At 73.7% G+C, this 16,624-nt stretch carries 13 protein-coding genes; 7 read left to right on the forward strand and 6 right to left on the reverse strand.

The window, feature by feature from the left end:
* From IE263_RS05960 to IE263_RS05975, 4 genes are all read left to right on the forward strand, one after another.
* Positions 1-819: an urea amidolyase associated protein UAAP2 gene (locus IE263_RS05960; protein WP_308430581.1), complete on the forward strand. Its 819-nt coding sequence runs from the start codon at positions 1-3 to the stop codon at positions 817-819.
* Positions 816-4,412 (forward strand): urea carboxylase, encoded by a 3,597-nt coding sequence (uca, locus tag IE263_RS05965; protein WP_189932928.1) that lies wholly within the window; start codon positions 816-818, stop codon positions 4,410-4,412. The genes IE263_RS05960 and uca overlap by 4 nt, the downstream gene beginning before the upstream one ends.
* A gap of 5 nt (positions 4,413-4,417) precedes the next feature.
* Positions 4,418-6,121, forward strand: coding sequence for an allophanate hydrolase (locus tag IE263_RS05970; protein WP_189933207.1), 1,704 nt, complete (start codon positions 4,418-4,420; stop codon positions 6,119-6,121).
* 74 nt (positions 6,122-6,195) lie between these two features.
* Positions 6,196-6,879, forward strand: a complete 684-nt coding sequence (locus IE263_RS05975) for a TetR/AcrR family transcriptional regulator (RefSeq protein WP_189932930.1) — start codon at positions 6,196-6,198, stop codon at positions 6,877-6,879.
* 165 nt (positions 6,880-7,044) lie between these two features.
* Here the strand turns inward: IE263_RS05975 and IE263_RS05980 are convergent, their stop codons facing one another.
* The gene (locus tag IE263_RS05980) at positions 7,045-8,010 is read right to left on the reverse strand and encodes an NAD(P)/FAD-dependent oxidoreductase (protein WP_189932932.1); all 966 of its coding nucleotides are present in this window, start codon (positions 8,008-8,010) and stop codon (positions 7,045-7,047) included.
* 90 nt (positions 8,011-8,100) lie between these two features.
* Between IE263_RS05980 and IE263_RS05985 the strand changes: the two genes are divergently transcribed.
* Entirely contained in the window at positions 8,101-9,741 is a 1,641-nt protein-coding gene (locus tag IE263_RS05985; RefSeq protein ID WP_189932934.1) for an ABC-F family ATP-binding cassette domain-containing protein, read from the forward strand.
* 22 nt (positions 9,742-9,763) lie between these two features.
* Here IE263_RS05985 and IE263_RS05990 read toward each other — a convergent pair whose 3' ends face one another.
* The 4 genes from IE263_RS05990 to IE263_RS49445 form a co-directional block, all read right to left on the reverse strand.
* Positions 9,764-10,360 carry a DinB family protein gene (locus IE263_RS05990; protein WP_189932936.1) on the reverse strand — a complete coding sequence of 199 codons (597 nt, stop codon included), beginning with the start codon at positions 10,358-10,360 and terminating at the stop codon, positions 9,764-9,766.
* Between the two features lie 56 nt (positions 10,361-10,416).
* Complete coding sequence (locus IE263_RS05995) at positions 10,417-10,980, reverse strand: putative glycolipid-binding domain-containing protein (protein ID WP_189932938.1); 564 nt, start codon at positions 10,978-10,980, stop codon at positions 10,417-10,419.
* Between the two features lie 398 nt (positions 10,981-11,378).
* Positions 11,379-13,778, reverse strand: coding sequence for a Tex family protein (locus IE263_RS06000; protein ID WP_189932940.1), 2,400 nt, complete (start codon positions 13,776-13,778; stop codon positions 11,379-11,381).
* Positions 13,779-13,868: 90 nt separating this feature from the next.
* Positions 13,869-14,000 (reverse strand): LPFR motif small protein, encoded by a 132-nt coding sequence (locus IE263_RS49445; RefSeq protein ID WP_268255999.1) that lies wholly within the window; start codon positions 13,998-14,000, stop codon positions 13,869-13,871.
* A 151-nt stretch (positions 14,001-14,151) separates the two neighbouring features.
* On the opposite strand from IE263_RS49445, the gene IE263_RS06005 reads away from it, so the two are divergent.
* Both IE263_RS06005 and IE263_RS06010 read left to right on the forward strand, forming a co-directional pair.
* Complete coding sequence (locus IE263_RS06005) at positions 14,152-15,108, forward strand: GlxA family transcriptional regulator (RefSeq protein ID WP_189932942.1); 957 nt, start codon at positions 14,152-14,154, stop codon at positions 15,106-15,108.
* Positions 15,109-15,240: 132 nt separating this feature from the next.
* Entirely contained in the window at positions 15,241-15,876 is a 636-nt protein-coding gene (locus tag IE263_RS06010; protein WP_189932945.1) for a DJ-1/PfpI family protein, read from the forward strand.
* Here the strand turns inward: IE263_RS06010 and IE263_RS06015 are convergent.
* Positions 15,863-16,612, reverse strand: a complete 750-nt coding sequence (locus IE263_RS06015) for an enoyl-CoA hydratase/isomerase family protein (RefSeq protein ID WP_189932947.1) — start codon at positions 16,610-16,612, stop codon at positions 15,863-15,865. The two genes, IE263_RS06010 and IE263_RS06015, sit on opposite strands and share 14 nt — an antisense overlap.
* Between the last annotated feature and the right edge of the window lie 12 nt (positions 16,613-16,624).

Here is a 16,624-nt window from a genome sequence, read left to right on the forward strand (position 1 = left end):
ATGGCGACCACCCAGACCGAGAGCACGTTGACCACACACCCGACCACCTCGGGCGGCACCGTCGCCTCCACCGTCCCGGTCGGCGCGGTGTACGCCGAGGGCTCCACCCTGGACTGGGGAGCGAGCCTGGTCGAGGGCGCCGTCGTCCTGGACGAGAAAGTGGCCCCCAACGCGCCCTGGTCGGCGGTGGTGAAGGAGGGACACGTCCTGACCATCGTCGACGTCGGCGGCAACCAGTCGGCCGACTGTCTGCTCTACAACGCCTACGACCCCGAGGAGCGCTACAGCGTCCCCGACACCCTGGCCTGGCAGGGCAACGCCTATGTGCGCACCGGCACCGTGCTGCGCAGCAACGAGAGCCGCCCGCTGATGACCGTCGTCGCCAACGAGATCGACCGTCAGGACACCATCGGCGGCGCCTGCGGCAAGGAGTCCAACACCCTGCGCTACGGCCACCACGTGACGTTCCATCACGGCTGCCGCGAGAACTTCCTCGCCGAGGCCGGGCGGCGCGGTCTGGGGGTGCGGGACATCGTCTCCAATCTCAACTGGTTCATGAACGTCCCCGTCGAGGCGGACGGTGCGCTCGGCATCGTGGACGGCATGTCGGCGCCCGGGCGCCGGGTCGCGGTGCGCGCCGAGACGGACGTCCTGGTGATGGTGTCCAACTGCCCGCAGATGAACAACCCGTGCAACGACTTCAACCCGACCCCGCTGCGGATGATCGTCGTGGACCCGGCACGTGCCGCGGGCCCCGGCCCCGCCGCGGGCGGCCCACGGTCCGCGCGGGCCCCGCGCACCCCGGGGGACGCCGCGTGACCCGCCCCACCGCTGTTCTCGTCGCCAACCGCGGTGAGATAGCGCGCCGCGTCATCCGCACCGCCGGGAAGATGGGCCTGGGCACCGTCGCCGTCTTCTCCGACGCCGACCGGGCCGCCCCGCACGTCCGCGAGGCCGACCACGCGGTCCACCTGGGTCCGGCGCCCGCCCGCGACTCGTATCTGCGCGGCGACGCGATCATCGAGGCCGCGCTCACCCATGGCGCCGGAATCATCCACCCGGGCTACGGCTTCCTCTCCGAGAACGCCGCCTTCGCCCGTGCCGTCGAGGAGGCCGGCCTGCGTTTCGCGGGCCCGACCGCCGATCAGATCACCGCCTTCGGCGAGAAGCACACCGCCCGCGCCCTGGCCAGGGCGGCCGGAGTCCCGCTGCTGGCCGGGACGGAGTTGCTCGCGAGCGCCGAGGAGGCCGCCACCGCGGCCGAGTCGATCGGGCTGCCGGTCATGGTCAAGGCCACGGGCGGTGGCGGCGGCATCGGCATGCAGGCCTGCGCCACCGCCGACGAGGTGCGCGAGGCCTTCGCCCGCGTGGCGGCGCTCGCCGAGTCCCACTTCGGGTCGGCCGGGGTGTTCCTGGAGCGTCTGGTGCGCCCGGCCCGCCACGTCGAGGTGCAGGCCTTCGGCGACGGCGCCGGCCGGATCGCGGTCTTCGGCGACCGCGACTGCTCGCTGCAGCGCCGCAATCAGAAGGTGATCGAGGAGGCCCCGGCCCCGGCCCTGCCCGCCCGTGTCCGTGAACTGCTGCGGGACTCGTCCCGCCGGCTGCTCGCCTCGGTCGGCTACCGCGGCGCGGGGACCGTGGAGTTCGTCTACGACCCGGTGCGCGAGGAGGCCGCCTTCCTGGAGGTCAACACCCGGCTCCAGGTCGAGCACCCGGTGACCGAGGAGGCGTACGGCGTCGACCTCGTCGCACTCATGCTCACCCTGGCCCGCGACGGCAGCGTCGACGACGCGGTGTTCGCGCGGGAGTGGACGCCCGCCGGACATGCCGTGGAGGCCCGCGTCTACGCCGAGGACCCGGGCAAGGACTCGGCTCCCTCCTCGGGCCTGATCACCCGGGCGGCCTTCCCCGGCCAGGGCGCCGACGACATCCCCGGCGTCCGCGTCGACGGCTTCGCCGAGACCGGCCTGGAGATCTCGCCGTACTACGACCCCATGCTCGCCAAGGTGATCGCCCAGGGCCCCGACCGCGACACCGCGTTCGACGTGCTCGGCCGGGCCCTGGCCGCCAGCCGGGTCGACGGCGTCGTCACCAACCTGGGCCTGCTGCGCTCGCTGACCGTGCGGGGCGAGGTGCGCGAGGCCGTGCACAGCACGAGCACCCTCGCCACCACCGCCGACCCCGAGCCACGCATCGACGTCCTGGTGCCGGGCGCGATGACCACCGTGCAGGACCTTCCCGGCCGGCTCGGCTACTGGCACGTGGGCGTACCGCCGAGCGGACCCTTCGATCCGGTCTCCTTCGCCGAGGCCAACCTGGCCGTCGGCAACCCGGCCGGGGCGCCCGCGCTCGAGGTCACCGCGGGCGGGCTGACCCTGCGCTTCTCGGCCGCCGACGTGGTCGCCGTCACCGGCGCCCCCGTCCCGGTCACGGTGGACGGCACCGCGGCGGCTCTGTGGGAGCCGGTGCCGGTCCCGGCCGGTGGCACCCTGGTCGTCGGCGCCTGCCACGGTCCCGGCCTGCGCAGCTACGTGGCCGTCCGGGGCGGCGTCGACGTACCCGCATACCTGGGCAGCGCCTCGACCTTCACCCTCGGCGGCTTCGGCGGGCACGGCGGGCGGGCCCTGCTCGCCGGCGACGTCCTGCGGCCCGGGGCCGCCCGGGCCGCAGGTGGCGGCCCGACCCCGCCCGAGCGCCGGCCCGCGATCACCTCGCACTGGCGGATCGGTGTCACCGAGGGCCCGCACGCGGCGCCCGAGTTCTTCACCCGCGAGGACATCGACACCCTCTACGCCACCGACTACGGGGTGCACCACAACTCGGCCCGCACCGGTATCCGCCTGATCGGGCCCACACCCCGGTGGGCCCGCCAGGACGGCGGCGAGGCCGGGCTGCACCCCTCCAACATCCACGACACGCCGTACGCGGTGGGCGCTCTCGACTTCACCGGCGACACGCCGATCATCCTGGGCCCCGACGGGCCGTCCCTCGGCGGTTTCGTCTGCCCCGCGGTGGTCGCCAGCGGCGACCTGTGGAAGCTCGGTCAGCTCCGCCCCGGAGACAGCGTCCGCTTCGTACCGGTCAAGGAAGCCGAGGCGGCCGCCCTCGACGCCCGCCGTGCCTCACCCGCGCTGATCAGCGCGGGCGGAGACGGTGACGACGGCGTACTCGGCCGTCTGGAGGCCACCGACGACCGTCCCTCGGTCACCTACCGCCGGGACGGCGACGACAACGTCCTCGTCGAGTACGGCCCCATGGTGCTCGACCTCGGCCTGCGGATGCGCGTGCACGCCTTGCAGGAGACCCTCGCCGCGCACGCGCCCGACGGCATCGTCGACGTCACCCCGGGCATCCGCTCGCTGCAGGTCCACACCGACGCGCGCCGGCTGAAGGCCCGCGACCTCACCGTCCTGCTGCGCGAGCTGGAGGACGAGGTCCCGCCCACCAACGAACTGGTGGTCCCCTCCCGCACGGTGCGGCTGCCACTGAGCTGGGACGATCCGGCGACCCGGCTCGCCATCGAGCGCTACATGGCAGGGGTACGCGACGACGCCCCGTGGTGCCCGTGGAACATCGAGTTCATCCGCCGCGTCAACGGCCTGGAGACCGCCGACGACGTCTACCGCACCGTCTTCGACGCCTCCTACCTGGTGCTCGGCCTCGGCGACGTCTATCTCGGCGCCCCGGTCGCCACCCCGCTCGACCCGCGGCACCGCCTGGTGACCACCAAGTACAACCCGGCACGCACCTGGACCGCGGAGAACTCCGTGGGCATCGGCGGCGCCTACCTGTGCATCTACGGCATGGAGGGTCCCGGTGGCTACCAGTTCGTCGGCCGCACCGTGCAGATATGGAACCGGTTCCGCAGGGGCGGACTGTTCGAGGACGCGCCGTGGGCGCTGCGCTTCTTCGACCGCATCGAGTGGTACCCCGTCACCGCGGAGGAACTGCTCGAACTGCGCGCCGAGACCGACGCCGGCCGCGGTGCCTTCCAGACCGAGGAGGGGGCTTTCTCGATCGCCGAGTACAACGCCTTCCTGTCCGCCGAGGCCGACTCGATCGCCGCTTTCCGCAAGCGGCAGAGCGCCGCGTTCGAGGCCGAGAAGGATCGCTGGCGGGCCGCCGGCGAGTTCGACCGGGACGACGATCCCGAACCCGCGACCGCGAGTGCCGTCGCGGTCGCCGTCCCGGACGGCGCGGTCCCGGTCACCGCGCCGTTCACCGCCACCGTCTGGCAGACCGTCGCCGAGCCGGGCGCCGTCGTCGCCGAGGGTGACCCGATCCTCTCCCTGGAGGCGATGAAGATGGAGTCGAAGGTGCGCGCCCCCGCCGCCGGGACCCTGCTGGAGATCTACGTCAAGCCCGGCGAACAGGTCGCCCCCGGCCAGGTCCTCGCGGCGGTGCGGGCATGAGCGCCATGACACCGGCCGCACGCGTCGAGGCCGCCTACGGCCGCATCGAGAGCGCCGGCCGGCCCGAGATCTGGATCCACCTCAGGCCCCGCGACGAGGTCCTCGCCGAGGCGGCCGGGATCGACCCGGCGCTGCCGCTGGCCGGCCTGGTCGCGGCCGTCAAGGACAACATCGATGTGGCCGGCCTGCCCACGACCGCGGGCGCCCCGTCGTACGTCTACCGGCCGCGGGTGGACGCGCCCGCGGTGGCGCGGCTGCGCGCGGCCGGCGCGGTGGTGCTCGGGAAGACCAATCTGGACCAGTTCGCCACTGGCCTGGTCGGCACCCGCAGCCCGTACGGCGCGGTACGCAACGCCTGGGACACGGCCCGTGTCTCCGGCGGGTCGTCCTCCGGCTCCGCCGTCGCGGTCGCGCTGGGCATCGCCGACATCGCGCTCGGCACCGACACGGCCGGCTCCGGACGGGTGCCGGCCGCCCTCAACGGCATCGTCGGGGTCAAGCCCACCAAGGGCCTGGTGCCGGTGACCGGGGTGGTCCCCGCCTGCCACACCCTCGACTGCGTGACCGTCTTCGCCCGTGACCTGCGGCTCGCCCGCATCGCCGCGGAGATCGTCGAGGGCCCCGACCCGGCCGACCCGCTCTCCCGCACCGGCCCCCAGCTCCCGCCGCCACCCGCGCGCCCCAAAGTCGCCGTCCCGGCTCAAGAGCATCTGACGGGCATGGCCGACGGCTGGCGGGAGGCCTTCGGCGCCGCGGTCGCCCGCCTGGCGAGCACCGGGGCGGAGATCGTCGAGGCCGACATCACCCCGCTGCTCGAGGCCGCGCAACTGCTGTACGGCGGCGCGTTCGTCGCCGCGCGGTACGCCGCCGTGGGCGAGCACCTGGAGAAGCACCGCGACCTGATCGGGACGGACCTCGACCCCACCGTCGCCTCCATCGTGCTGGCCGGCCGGGAGAAGACCGCCGCCGACTGGGTCGCCGACACCGCCCGTCTCGCCGCCCTCGGCGCCGCCGGACGCGCGGCCCTCGACGGCTGCGCCGCGCTCCTGACCCCGACCACCACCTGGCACCCCACCCTCGACGAGGTGACAGCCGATCCGGTCGGCGCCAATGCCCGGATGGGGCGCTTCACCAACTTCGCCAACCTGCTGGACTGCGCCTCGCTCGCCGTTCCCGCCGGGTTCGTGGACGGCCTGCCGTTCGGCGTGATGTTCACCGGCCCGGCGTTCTCCGACCGCGCTCTGGCCGCCCTGGCCGAGCGGCTCGCCAACCCGGGGCTCGACCTGTTCGTGGTAGGCGCCCACCTCACGGGACAGCCGCTCAACGCCCAGTTGGTGCAGGCGGGCGGCACGCTGGTGGGCCCGGCACGCACCGCCGGCGGCTACCGGCTGTACGCCCTGGCCACCGAGCCGCCCAAGCCGGGCCTGGCCCGGGTGGCCGAGGGCGGGCCGGGCGCCGATACCGGACCGGGCCGCGGCACGGGAGCAGACGGCGGGTCGGCAACAGGCATCGAGGGCGAGATCTGGCGGCTGCCGGCTTCGGGGTTCGGGGCGTTCACCGCCGCCGTTCCCGCGCCGATGACCATCGGTACCGTCGAGTTGGCCGACGGGCGGCAGGTCAGCGGCTTCCTCGTGGAGCCGTACGCCGTCGAGGGCGCGCCCGACATCACTCGCTTCGGCGGCTGGCGGGCCTATCAGGCCTCAGCATGACCGTCGGGCGACAGTGCCGCGACCCCGGTGCCGGGCGCCGCGGAGGTCCGCCACCGGGGTGGCAGGATGGGACCATGTCGATCACGCGTCCCCGCCAAGGCAGACCCCGGCACACGCCGCCGTCCGACCCTGGCGCCTCCGCCCGGGAACAGATCCTCGACGCCGCCGGGGCGCTCTTCGTCGAACGCGGGATCGCCAGTACCAGCACCCGGATGATCGCCGAGCGGGTGGGCATCCGGCAGGCCTCCCTCTACTACCACTTCGCCACCAAGGAGGAGATCCTCGCCGAGCTGCTGGCCACTTCCGTGCGGCCCAGTCTGCACATGGTGGAGCGGATCCAGGCACTGGTGCCCGAGCGGGCGACTCCGGCGGCGGCGCTCTATGCGGTGGCCGCGATGGACGCACGCACCCTCTGCCGCACTCCGTACAACATCGGCACGCTTTATCTGCTGCCGGAGGTGCGGGCCGAGCGGTTCGACGCCTTCCGAGCCGAGCGGGGCCGACTGCAGGAGAGCTACGGCACTCTCGGCGCCCTGGCGGCGGCCGAGGGCGTCGCCCGCAGCGTGCCCGCCGAGCGGATCGGCGAACTGCTGATCCAGTTGGTCGAGGTCGTCATTCAGATACGGCGTTCCCGTGAGCCGCAAGCGGCCGACACGGATGTCATCGCGTCGTCGTGCCTGCGGCTGTGCGGGCTCGGCGAGTCGGAGGTGGCCGCCGCCAGGGACGAGTCACGGGTCCTGCTGAGCCGCTGGGTATGACCGGCGGCTCAACGGGCGGATCGAGCAACGTCGAACACCTGCTGCGCGTTCACCGATCACGGTGCCTGTCTCGACAGCTGGGCCAAGGCCTCATTCTCGCTGGGCAGAGGCGCTCTCTGCTTACTTGATCACCAGTCGGACAGTTCACTTGGTGAAAGCGCGAGGCTAGGAGGAGGTGGCCGAGAGCACCAGCCCGGCCGCCTCCTCCGCACACCCCCAGGCCACGGTCACCCCGCCCCCGCCGTGCCCGTAGTGATGCACCACCACCCGCCCGTCCGGCAGTACCTCCCGCTCCAGCCGCACCGCGTCGCGCACCGGCCGCAGGCCCACCCGGTGGCCCAGGATCCGCGCCCCGGCGACCTCCGGCCGCAGCGCCGCACAGCGCCGGACGATCCCCTCGGCGACCGCCGGGTCCGGCTCCAGCGACCACACGTCGTCCTCCGCGGTGCCGCCCAGCAGCAGCCGCCCCGGCTGCGGCAGGAGATAGGCCGACTCACCGTCCGGGGTCGTGGAGACGAGCCAGGTGCGGATCCCGGGGTTCTCCACGACGACCAACTGCCCCCGCTGCGGCCGTACCGACGCGTCCGCGGCCAGGTCCCGGGCGCCCAGGCCCGTGCAGTTGACGACGACCGGCGCGTCGGCCTCCGCCAGGTCGGACACGGTCCGCTCCTCGATGCTGCCGCCCGCGCGCAGCAACCGCTCGCGCAGCCACGGCAGATGAGCCGCCATGTCGATCAGCGGCAGCCGCGCCCGGATGCCCCGCCCGGCGCCGTACTCCTCGGCCGTGGCCCGGCGCAGCCCGGTCAGCCGGTCGGCCGTCCAGGACTCGACGTCGTCCAGGTCGGTCTCGCCCATGACCCCGTCGACCAGACGTACCCCGGTCGTCCCGGGCCGCTTCGCCAGGTCCTCGTACACCTCCAGCGAGCGCAGCGCCCACGCGCGCGCCGACGCCAACGGCTCGATGTGGTACGGCCACCACAGCGCGCCGGCGACGGCCGAGGTGGTCCGCTCGACGGGGTCCCGTGTCCACACCCGCACCCGGCGCCCCCGCTCGGCGAGGACCACCGCCGTCACCAGCCCGATGACCCCGCCCCCGACCACGACGACCTCGCCGTTCCCCTGAGTGTCCACGCCCGGACGGTAGCCGAACGCACCGCGGACCGGCGACGGGGCGAAACCCCCGCGACTCCGGCAACGGGGGCCGACTAGGATCCTCCGTCTGTGACCGCCACCCTCGTCGCCAAGAACCTCGCCGCCGGGCACGGCGACCGCTCCCTCTTCTCCGGGCTCGACCTCGTCGTCGCCCCCGGGGACGTGATCGGGCTGGTCGGAGCCAACGGCGCGGGCAAGTCCACGCTGCTCAAGCTGCTCGCCGGGCTCACCGCGCCGGAGCAGGGCGAGCTGAGGCTCTCCCCGCCGACCGCGACCGTCGGCCACCTGCCCCAGGAACCGGAGCGCCGCCCGGGCGAGAGCGTGCGCGCGTTCCTCGCCCGCCGCACCGGCGTCGCCGAGGCGCAGCGCACGATGGACGAGGCCACCCAGGCCCTCGTCGACGGGGCACCGGGCGCCGACGACGCGTACGCGACGAGCCTGGAGCGCTGGCTGGACCTCGGCGGCGCCGACCTCGACGAGCGCGCGGAGGAGGTCGCCGACTCCCTCGGCCTCGGCGTGGACCTCGACCAGCCGATGACCTCCCTGTCCGGCGGCCAGGCCGCCCGCGCGGGCCTCGCCTCCCTCCTCCTGTCCCGCTACGACGTCTTCCTCCTCGACGAGCCCACCAACGACCTCGACCTCGACGGTCTGGAGCGCCTGGAACGCTTCGTGACCGGCCTGCGCGCCGGCACCGTCGTCGTCAGCCACGACCGCGAGTTCCTCACCCGCACGGTCACCAAGGTCCTCGAACTCGACCTCGCCCAGCGGCAGATCAACCTCTACGGCGGCGGTTACGACGCCTACCTGGAGGAGCGGGACGTGGCCCGCCGGCACGCCCGTGAGGACTACGAGGAGTACGCCGACAAGAAGGCCGCGCTCCAGGACCGCGCGCAGATGCAGCGCGCGTGGATGGACAAGGGCGTGAAGAACGCGCGCCGCAGGGCGGGCAACGACAACGACAAGATCGGCCGCAAGTTCCGCAGCGAGGCCAGCGAGAAGCAGGCCGCGAAGGCCCGCCAGACCCAGCGCATGATCGAACGCCTGGAGGCCGTCGAGGAGCCGCGCAAGGAGTGGGAGCTGCGGATGGAGATCGCGGCCGCCCCGCGCTCCGGCGCGGTCGTCGCCACCCTCCGGGACGCCGAGGTGCGGCGCGGCGACTTCACCTTCGGCCCGGTGTCCCTGCAGATCGACTGGGCCGACCGGGTCGCGGTGACCGGCGCCAACGGCGCGGGCAAGTCGACCCTGCTCGGCGCGCTCCTCGGCCGCGTCCCGCTGAACGCCGGACACGCCGCCCTCGGCTCGGGCGTCCTGGTCGGCGAGGTCGACCAGGCGCGCCGGCTGTTCCACGGCCCGGAGGCACTGCTGGACGCGTTCTGCGCGGCCGTCCCCGACACCGAACCGGTCGAGGTGCGCACCCTTCTGGCCAAGTTCGGTCTGAAGTCGGACCATGTGCTGCGCCCGGCGGCGACCCTGTCACCGGGCGAACGCACCCGCGCCGCCCTCGCCCTGCTCCAGGGCAGGGGCGTCAACCTCCTGGTCCTGGACGAGCCGACCAACCACCTCGACCTCCCCGCCATCGAGCAGCTGGAGTCCGCTCTCGACAGCTACGAGGGGACCCTCCTCCTGGTCACCCACGACCGGCGCATGCTGGACGTGGTCCGCGTCACCCGCCGCCTGGAGGTCGCCGACGGCAAGGTGACGGAGCGCTAGGTGTGGTGACCCGCTGGGCGGTTCACGCGGGTGATGGCCGGCCGGCCGCCTCCCTGGCCGCCCGCTCCACCCGCTCGCGGTACTGCTCCCACCACGCCGGGTCGGCCTCCGGCGTGTTGGCGCCGCCCGGCCGCTGTCCCGTCGCCCCGTCGAGCAGCTCCCGGACGATGTCGGCGTGCCCGGCGTGCCGCTGTGTCTCGGCGATCATGTGGGTGAGGCTGTGATGCAGCGTCAGCTCGACCGGCCTGTCGCCGGGCAGCCGGCCCACCGCGTCCAGCGGCAGCGCCGCGATCGTCTCGTCCGCGTGCGCGCAGGCCCGCCGGTACAGCCCGACGATCTCCTCCCGCGTCTCGTCGGCCCGCGCCCACAGATCGGCGTTCGGCTCGGCGTCCCCTGTGATCCACAGCGGCGTCCCCGCGAACGGCCGTCCGTAGGCCGCCCCGAAGTACAGCGCCTCCGCGCCGGCCAGGTGCTTGACCAGCCCCAGCAGATTCGTGCCGCTCGACGTCACGGGCCGCCGTACGTCGTACTCCGACAGCCCGTCGAGCTTCCACAGCAGCACATCGCGGGCGTCCTGCAGGTACTTCTGGAGGTCCGCCTTGGGATCAGGTCCGGTCATGCGATCAGTCTGCCGATCGGCTGATCTCCGGCAAGGCGTTTTCTCCGGCCGTGGCGTCAGCCGAGGCGGGTGGCCAACTCGGGGTAGTCGACCACGAATCCGTCCTCGTCGAACTCCACATCGCTGCGGAAGCTCCCGGAGGCGAACCGCACCCGCGTCCCGCGCCCGCTCGGCCCGAGGTACGTGTACGTCTGCCACGAGGGCCGCACGGTCAGGCCCGGCACCGACACCCAGGCCATCAGCAGCCGCCGCTCACCCGGCCCCCGGTGCAGCCCGTGCCGCAGGACCGGCATGGTGTTGGTGAGCGGGCACAGCCCGAGGTCGCAGTCGAGGGCGCCCGCGAAGCCGGGCAGCCGCTCCCCGTCCGCCGTCCACCCGCCCCGGCCGTCGTGCCGCAGGTCGAGCGTCCGCGACCGGGCGGCGGTCTCGACGGTCACCCGCAGCCGCCGCGTCACGAACCCGTCGCCGGTGTCCAGCTCGTACGCGACCCAGTACGGCTCCGGCACCGTCCCGACGGCCCGGCCCCGCGCCCGCAACACCCCCTCACCGCACTCGACCCACGCGGTCTCATAGCCCCCGCTCGCCGTGACATCCCAGGTCAGTACACGGGAAGTGGTCATACGGCCACTGTACGAGCGGCGAGAGGCAACGGGAGCGGGCCCGGGCCGATACGCGCGACGGCGTACGAGCCCGGGCCCGCCATGGTGTGGCCGACGGTGCCTGCCGCGCACCGTCGTCGGCGCCTCGCCGGCCGCCTCCGCGCCGGCCGTCATCCGGGAGACGCCCTACGGGGCCGCCTCGGGCGCGGGCCCGGTCCGGTACGCGCGACGGCGTACGAGCCCGGGCCCGCCATGGTGTGGCCGACGGTGCCTGCCGCGCACCGTCGTCGGCGCCTCGCCGGCCGCCTCCGCGCCGGCCCTTATCCGGGAGACGCCCTACGGGGCCGCCTCGGGCGCGGGCCCGGTCCGGTACGCGCGACGGCGTACGGACCCGGACCCGCCCGTCCCGGCCTCCTGCTTCAGCCGCGGCCCTTCTTCGGGTCGAGCAGGCCCGCCCGGCGCAGTGCGTCGGCCATCGCGCTGTTCGCCGGCGGCGGGGCCTGCCGCGCACCGGCGCCGGCGCCCCGCTGGCCGCCGCCTCCGCCGCGCTGGCCGCCCTGCCGCTGCTGCGGCGGGCGCCCGCCACCGCGCTGGGGCCGGCCCTCGCCCGAGGGGCCGCCCTTCGGGGTCGCCTCGTCGTCCAGCCGGAGCGTCAGCGAGATCCGCTTGCGGGGGATGTCGACGTCCAGGACCTTCACCTTGACGATGTCCCCGGGCTTGACCACGTCCCGCGGGTCCTTGACGAACGTCCTCGACATCGCGGAGACGTGCACCAGACCGTCCTGGTGGACACCGACGTCGACGAAGGCGCCGAAGGCGGCCACGTTCGTCACCACGCCCTCCAGGATCATCCCGGGGGCCAGGTCGGAGATCTTCTCCACGCCCTCCTTGAAGGTGGCCGTCTTGAAGGCGGGCCGCGGGTCGCGCCCGGGCTTCTCCAGCTCCTTGAGGATGTCGGTGACGGTCGGCAGACCGAACGTCTCGTCCACGAAGTCGTCCGGCCGCAGCGAGCGCAGCACGGACGTGTTGCCGATGAGCGCGGCCACCTCCTGCCCGGACGTCTTCACCATCCGCCGGACCACCGGGTACGCCTCGGGGTGCACGCTGGAGGAGTCCAGCGGGTCGTCGCCGCCACGGATCCGCAGGAAGCCCGCGCACTGCTCGTACGCCTTGGGGCCGAGCCGCGCCACGTTCTTCAGCTGCGAGCGGGAGGTGAACGGCCCGTTGGCGTCCCGGTGCGCCACGATGTTCTCCGCGAGGCCGGAGGTGATGCCGGAGACCCGGGCCAGCAGCGGGGCGGACGCGGTGTTGACATCGACACCGACGCCGTTCACACAGTCCTCCACCACCGCGTCCAACGAGCGCGACAGCTTCACCTCGGACAGGTCGTGCTGGTACTGGCCCACACCGATCGACTTGGGGTCGATCTTCACCAGCTCGGCCAGCGGGTCCTGGAGCCGGCGCGCGATCGACACCGCGCCGCGCAGCGACACGTCCATGTCGGGCAGCTCCTGCGAGGCGAAGGCGGAGGCCGAGTACACGGAGGCGCCGGCCTCGGACACCATCACCTTGGTGAGCTTCAACTCAGGGTGCTTCGCGATGAGTTCGCCGGCGAGCTTGTCGGTCTCGCGGGACGCCGTGCCGTTGCCGATCGCGACCAGCTCGACCGCGTGCTCCTTCGCCAGCCGGGCCAGCTTGGCGATCGCCTCGTCCCACCGGTTCGCCGGGACGTGCGGGTGGACGACGTCCGTGGCGACGACCTTGCCGGTCGCGTCCACCACGGCCACCTTCACGCCCGTACGGAAGCCGGGGTCCAGGCCCAGCGTCGCGCGCGTGCCCGCCGGGGCCGCCAGGAGCAGGTCGCGCAGGTTCGCCGCGAACACGTCGACCGCCTCGTCCTCGGCGGCCGTGCGCAGCCGGAGCCGCAGATCGATGCCGAGGTGGACGAGGATCCGCGTCCGCCAGGCCCAGCGGACGGTGTCCTTCAGCCACTTGTCGGCGGGGCGGCCCCGGTCGGCGATGCCGAACCGGTGGGCGACGATCCCCTCGTACGACGAGGGCCCGTCCGTCGGCTCCTCCGGCTCCAGGACGAGGTCGAGGACCTCCTCCTTCTCGCCGCGCAGCATCGCCAGGATCCGGTGCGAGGGCAGCTCGGTGAACGGCTCGGCGAAGTCGAAGTAGTCGGCGAACTTCGCGCCTGCCTCCTCCTTGCCCTCCCGCACCTTCGCGGCGAGCCGCCCCCGCACCCACATGCGCTCGCGCAGCTCACCGATCAGGTCGGCGTCCTCCGAGAACCGCTCGGTGAGGATCGCCCGGGCGCCGTCCAGCGCGGCCTGCGGATCGGCGACGCCCTTGTCGGCGTCGACGAAGGCGGCCGCCGCGGCGAGGGGCTCCACGCCCGGGTCGCCGAGCAGTCCCTCGGCGAGCGGCTCGAGCCCGGCCTCCCGCGCGATCTGCGCCTTCGTCCGCCGCTTCGGCTTGTACGGCAGGTAGATGTCCTCGAGCCGCGCCTTGGTCTCGGCGCCCCGGATCTGCGCCTCCAGCTCGTCGGTGAGCTTGCCCTGCTCACGCACGGACTCCAGGATCGCCGACCGGCGTTCCTCCAGCTCCCGCAGGTAGCGCAGCCGCTCCTCGATCGTGCGCAGCTGCGCGTCGTCGAGCATCTCGGTCGCTTCCTTGCGGTAGCGGGCGATGAAAGGCACCGTCGAGCCGCCGTCGAGCAGCTCCACGGCGGCCTTCACCTGCCGCTCCCGTACGCCGAGTTCCTCGGCGATCCTGCCTTCGATGGACCCTACTTCGATGGACCCGGGTGTCGTCACGATCCCGTACCGCCTTCTCCACTGAGGTTGCGCGGCAATTGTGGCAGGCGAGACCGACACTCGGGGATCAGGGCGCCTCTCCGGCGAGGCTCAGGCCCTGCCGTGCCGTGTGGAGGCCGAGGCGCCGCCGAACAGCCGGGCCAGGGCCCGGAAGGGGAGGGTCACCACGGTGGCGACGGCGCCACCGATCTGCCGCAGGACGTCTGCGATCGCACGGAACACGTGATTCTCCTTTCCTCTCCCGGCCGTCCGGGCCGGGACGGCACGGGTACCTCGACGACGCCCGGGCATGCCCGTCCTCGCCGACCGGATGGCAGAAAAGGTGGGGAACGCGTCGTTGCGGCCACCGCGACGCCGCCCAAGAATCGACCACATGGCGCAGCGAACCGTTCTCGTCGTCCTCTTCGACGGCGTCCAGAGCCTCGACGTGACCGGCCCGGTCGAGGTCTTCGCCGGGGCCGAGCAACACACCCCGGGGACATATCGCGTGCACACGGCCTCCCTGGACGGCGCCGCGGTCCGCACCTCCAGCGGGCTCACCCTCGTACCCGACGGGACCCTCGCCGACGCCCCCGGCCCGCACACCCTCCTCGTCCCGGGCGGCCAGGGCACCCGCCGTCCCGACCCACGCCTGACCGACTGGCTGCGCACGAACGCCTCCCGCGCCGAACGCCTGGTCTCCGTGTGCACCGGCGCGATCCTGCTCGCCGAGGCCGGTCTGCTGGACGGCCGCCGCGCCACGACCCACTGGGCGTACTGCGCCACACTCGCCCGCGACCACCCCGCCGTCGAGGTCGACGCCGAGCCCATCTACGTACGCGACGGGCACGTCTCGACCTCGGCCGGGGTCACCTCGGGCATCGACCTCGCCCTGGCCCTCGTCGAGGAGGACCTGGGCCGGGAGGTGGCGCTCACCGTCGCCCGCCACCTGGTCGTCTTCCTGCGCAGGCCCGGAAACCAGGCCCAGTTCAGCGCCCAGCTCGCCGCCCAGACCGCGCAGCGCGAACCGTTGCGCGCGGTCCAGCAGTGGATCACCGAGCATCCCGCCGACGACCTGACCGTCGAGTCCCTCGCCGCCCGCGCCCGGCTGTCGCCCCGCCACTTCGCCCGCGCCTTCCGCGCCGAGACCGGTACGACCCCCGGCCGCTACGTCGACCGTGTCCGCCTCGAACACGCCCGCCGCCTCCTGGAGGACACCGGCGACGGTGTCGAGGAGATCTCCCGGGCGAGCGGCTACGGCACCCCCGAGGCCATGCGCCGCGCCTTCGTCAAAGCCCTCGGCGCCGGACCGGCCGAGTACCGGCGCCGGTTCCGCCCGCTCACCCACTGACCGACGACCGGCTCATCCACTGACCGACGACCGGCTCACCCACTGACCGACGACCGGCTCACCCACTGACCGACGACCCGCTCACCCACTGACCGACGACCCGCTCACCCACTGACCGACGAAAGGAAACGCATGCAGATCGCCATCGTCCTCTTCGACCGCTTCACCGCCCTGGACGCCGTCGGCCCCTCCGAGACCCTGGGCCGCCTGCCGGACGCGGAGACCGTCTTCGTCGCCGAGGAGTCCCGCCCCGTCCGTACCGACACCGGAAGCCTCGCCTTCACCGCCGACCGGTCCTTCGCCGAGGTGCCGAGCCCCGACATCGTGGTCGTCCCCGGCGGCCCCGGCCAGACCTCGCAGATGGAGAACGACGTGCTGCTGGAGTGGCTGCGCACCGCCGACGCCACCAGCACCTGGACGACCTCGGTGTGCACCGGCTCCCTGCTGCTGGCCGCCGCCGGACTCCTCGCCGGCCGCCGGGCGACCTCCCACTGGCTCGCCCTCGACCACCTGAAGCGGTACGGCGTCGAGGCGACGGAGGAGCGGGTCGTGACCGACGGCAAGTACGTCACCGCGGCCGGCGTCTCCTCCGGCATCGACATGGGGCTCACCCTGCTCGGCAGGATCGCGGGCGACGAACACGCCCAGGCCGTCCAGCTGCTGACCGAGTACGACCCCCAGCCGCCCTACGACGCCGGATCCCCGCGGAAGGCGCCCGCCCACCTCGTCGAGGAGTTCCGGTCCAAGAGCCGCTTCATCCTGACGTAGTCCACGTGAAGCGCGGCTCCCTGCCGTCCAGGAACGCGGCGACGCCCTCCGCGGTGTCGCCGCTGCCGCGGGCCTGCGCGGCCCAGTGCGTGTCCCGGTCCGTGCGGCCGTCCGCGAACTCCTTCGCGGCGGCCTGCGTCAGCTGCGAGCGGGACACCAGCACGCGCGTGAACTCCGCGACCCGCTCGTCGAGTCCGTCGGCCGGCAGCACCTCGTCGACCAAGCCGGTACGCAGCGCCCGCTCCGTGTCGATCAACTCGCCCGAGAACAGGAGGTACTTGGCGGTGGCCGGCCCCACCAGCGCCACCAGCCGCCGGGTCGCGGAGGACGGGTAGACGATCCCGAGCTTCGCCGGCGTCACCCCGAACAGCGCGCCCTCCTCGGCGAAGCGCAGATCGCAGGCGGCCGCGAGCTGCGCGCCACCGCCCACGCAGTGCCCCTTCACCGCCGCCAGCGTCGGCTTGGGGAACGCGGCGAGGGCCTCCTCGGCCCGTACCGCCAGTTGCTGGGTCTCGTCCGGCGACCCCCGGAGCGTGGAGATGTCGGCCCCCGCGCAGAAGGTGCCGCCCGCACCGGTGAGCACCAGCGCCCGCACCGCGGGGTCGGCGGCCAGCTTGTCCAGCAACGGCGGCAGCGCCCGCCACATCGCGGCCGTCATGGCGTTGCGCTTGGCGGGGTGGTGCAGAACGACGGTGGCGACCGCGTCGGTGACGCCGTGCAGCAGCTCGGGCTCCATGGGTCGGATGCT

It is taken from the genome of Streptomyces aurantiogriseus (assembly GCF_014649375.1).
Classification (GTDB): domain Bacteria; phylum Actinomycetota; class Actinomycetes; order Streptomycetales; family Streptomycetaceae; genus Streptomyces; species Streptomyces aurantiogriseus.

Excerpts from the sequence above, each read along its gene's own strand:
- IE263_RS06005 (WP_189932942.1), top strand. The coding sequence starts at position 14,152 with ATGGCGCAGCGAACCGTTCTCGTCGTCCTCTTCGACGGCGTCCAGAGC.
- IE263_RS06010 (WP_189932945.1), top strand. The coding sequence starts at position 15,241 with ATGCAGATCGCCATCGTCCTCTTCGACCGCTTCACCGCCCTGGACGCC.
- IE263_RS05995 (WP_189932938.1), bottom strand. The coding sequence starts at position 10,980 with ATGACCACTTCCCGTGTACTGACCTGGGATGTCACGGCGAGCGGGGGC.
- IE263_RS05960 (WP_308430581.1), top strand. The coding sequence starts at position 1 with ATGGCGACCACCCAGACCGAGAGCACGTTGACCACACACCCGACCACC.
- IE263_RS06015 (WP_189932947.1), bottom strand. The coding sequence starts at position 16,612 with ATGGAGCCCGAGCTGCTGCACGGCGTCACCGACGCGGTCGCCACCGTC.
- IE263_RS05975 (WP_189932930.1), top strand. The coding sequence starts at position 6,196 with ATGTCGATCACGCGTCCCCGCCAAGGCAGACCCCGGCACACGCCGCCG.
- IE263_RS05970 (WP_189933207.1), top strand. The coding sequence starts at position 4,418 with ATGACACCGGCCGCACGCGTCGAGGCCGCCTACGGCCGCATCGAGAGC.
- IE263_RS05990 (WP_189932936.1), bottom strand. The coding sequence starts at position 10,360 with ATGACCGGACCTGATCCCAAGGCGGACCTCCAGAAGTACCTGCAGGAC.